This is a genomic window from Rhodoferax sp. UBA5149, assembly GCF_002413825.1.
Classification (GTDB): domain Bacteria; phylum Pseudomonadota; class Gammaproteobacteria; order Burkholderiales; family Burkholderiaceae_C; genus Rhodoferax.
This window is the reverse complement of record NZ_DHXT01000189.1, coordinates 4,121-6,449: the sequence shown is the minus strand read 5'-3', so window position 1 is coordinate 6,449 and position 2,329 is coordinate 4,121. Positions and strand designations below refer to the sequence as shown.

Below are 2,329 nucleotides of genomic sequence, written 5' to 3'. Positions count from 1 at the left end.
ACCTGCAGCCCGACCAGAATGCGGCCATAGTCGGCGCCCTGGTTGCGGTAGTGAAACAGGCTGATGTTCCAGCCTGGGCGCATCAGGCTCAGGAATTTCAGCAGGGCGCCGGGGCGCTCAGGAAAGACAAAACGCAGCAAGCGCTCGTCCTGCGCCAGTTTGGAGTGGCCCCCGACCATGTGGCGGATGTGCTCCTTGGCCAGTTCGTCGTGCGTCAAATCGAGTGCGTCAAAGCGCTGCTTGCTGAAGTTGGCGGCGATTTTGGTGGATTCGCCTTTGCCGTGGGTGGTCAGGCCCACAAACACATGGGCGCGATTCGCGTCGCTGATGCGGTAGTTGAATTCCGTCACGTTGCGCGGGCCGCCAGGCAGGTTGCCGATCAGCTCACAAAAGCGTTTGAAGCTGCCGCGTTCTTCCGGAATCGTCACGGCAAACAGCGCTTCACGCTCTTCGCCCACCTCGGCGCGCTCGGCCACAAAACGCAGCCGGTCAAAGTTCATGTTGGCGCCGCACAGAATGGCGGCGTAGGTTTCGCCTTTGGTCTTGTGGCAGGCCACGTACTGCTTGATGGCAGCGACGGCCAGCGCGCCCGCGGGCTCCACAATGCTGCGGGTGTCCACGAACACGTCCTTGATGGCCGCACACACGGCATCGGTGTCGACGACGATGAACTCGTCCACCAGTTTGCGGGCGATGCGAAAGGTCTCTTCGCCCACCAGTTTCACCGCCGTGCCGTCCGAGAACAGTCCGACGTCGGGCAGCGTCAGCCGTTTCTTGGCCGCGACGGATTGCGTCATGGCATCAGAATCATTCATCTGCACCCCGATGACCTTGATCTCCGGGCGCACCGCCTTGATGTAATTGGCCACGCCCGCAATCAGGCCGCCGCCGCCAATCGCGACAAACACGGCATCCAGCCGATTCGAGCCATGGCCTTGCAACTGGCGCAGCATTTCCATGGCGATCGTGCCCTGGCCGGCAATCACGTCCGGGTCGTCAAACGGGTGGACAAAGGTCAGCCCCTGCTTTTCTTCCAGCATCGTGGCGTGGCTGTAGGCATCGGAATAGCTGTCGCCATGCAACACCACTTCGCCGCCAAAGCCGCGCACGGCATCCACTTTGAGCTGCGGTGTGGTGGTCGGCATCACGATCACGGCCCGCGTGCCCAGCTTTTGCGCGCTCAGCGCCACACCCTGCGCATGGTTGCCGGCCGAGGCGCAAATCACCCCTTTCTTCAACTGCTCGGGCGTCAGGTGCGCCATCTTGTTGTAGGCGCCGCGCAGCTTGAAACTGTGCACCGGTTGCTGGTCTTCGCGCTTGAGCAGCACGGTGTTGTGCAGGCGCCGGCTCAGGGCTTTGGCCGGTTCCAGGGTGGTCTCCACCGCCACGTCATAGACGCGGGCGGTCAGGATCTTTTTCAGGTAGTCGGCGGGTTTGAGGGTTTTAGTCCGGGAGTCGGTCGTCATGTGAATTCAGTCGGTTATAGGGTGGTTTGGCGTTGCTTACAGGCGTTCCAAAGCGGTGCGGTAGACCCTGTTTTTGTTGCGTTTGCCGGTGGCGATCACGGTCACGAAGATTTCCGAATCGTCCACGCGGTAAACCAACCGGTAGCCCAAGCTGTGCAGTTTGATTTTGTAGCAGTCTGCCATGCCCTGCAGTGCGCTTGCGGGGACGCGCGGATGATCCAGTCGTTCGGCCAGTTTTTTCTTCAGGGGCTCGCGAACACTGCCATCGAGCTGATGCCATTCCCGCAGGGCCTGTTCATGAAAGCGCAGCTTATAGCGCATCGAGATCGACTTCGACAAATGGTCCGTTGGCACGCTCGCGCATCAGCTTGGCATCTTCCAGGTCTTCAAGGTAAACCATGAGCCTCTCGTAATGACCGGCGGGCAATAGGTAGGCTTCCGGGCGATTGTGGTTGAGCACGGCAATCGGGGCGTCATCGGCTTGCCTGAGAATGCCAGCGTAGTTTCGTTTCAACTCGGTCACGCTGACCGCGAAATGGGAGAGAACGGTGTCCATGGCATCTCCTTGAGAGAAAAAGAAGTCTTAATAAGCATTAAATATAGCATTTATTGCAGCGAAGCTACTGAAGGAAAGCAAGTGGTGACTATGGCGATACGCCCGATTCGCGCTGCATATCCATCCCAAGATGATTGGTTTGCAGCATACCTGCATGACAATACAAGCTCTTTTTTAAAAGGCAAAAAAAATGGAATGCACAGTCAGCTGGACCGGGGCGCTAGGCACGCGTTCCGGCATGGGTTTTGTGGCCGAAACCGGCAGTGGCCACACCTTGGTCATGGACGGCGCGCCGGACGCCGCCAAA

General features: G+C 59.2%; 3 protein-coding genes and 1 pseudogene. 1 reads left to right on the top strand and 3 read right to left on the bottom strand.

The window, feature by feature from the left end:
• The 3 genes from ilvA to B3V69_RS17010 form a co-directional block, all read right to left on the bottom strand.
• The coding region (gene ilvA / locus B3V69_RS17020; RefSeq protein WP_296448189.1) for a threonine ammonia-lyase, biosynthetic at positions 1-1,466 on the bottom strand (1,466 nt) is incomplete at its 3' end.
• 36 nt (positions 1,467-1,502) lie between these two features.
• Positions 1,503-1,787 carry a type II toxin-antitoxin system RelE family toxin gene (locus B3V69_RS17015; RefSeq protein WP_296448188.1) on the bottom strand — a complete coding sequence of 95 codons (285 nt, stop codon included), beginning with the start codon at positions 1,785-1,787 and terminating at the stop codon, positions 1,503-1,505.
• Positions 1,777-2,022 carry a type II toxin-antitoxin system Phd/YefM family antitoxin gene (locus B3V69_RS17010; RefSeq protein ID WP_296448187.1) on the bottom strand — a complete coding sequence of 82 codons (246 nt, stop codon included), beginning with the start codon at positions 2,020-2,022 and terminating at the stop codon, positions 1,777-1,779. Before B3V69_RS17010 ends, B3V69_RS17015 begins: the two co-directional genes overlap by 11 nt.
• Positions 2,023-2,212: 190 nt before the next feature.
• On the opposite strand from B3V69_RS17010, the pseudogene B3V69_RS17005 reads away from it, so the two are divergent.
• Positions 2,213-2,329, top strand: a pseudogene (locus B3V69_RS17005) (osmotically inducible protein C); the annotation flags it as partial.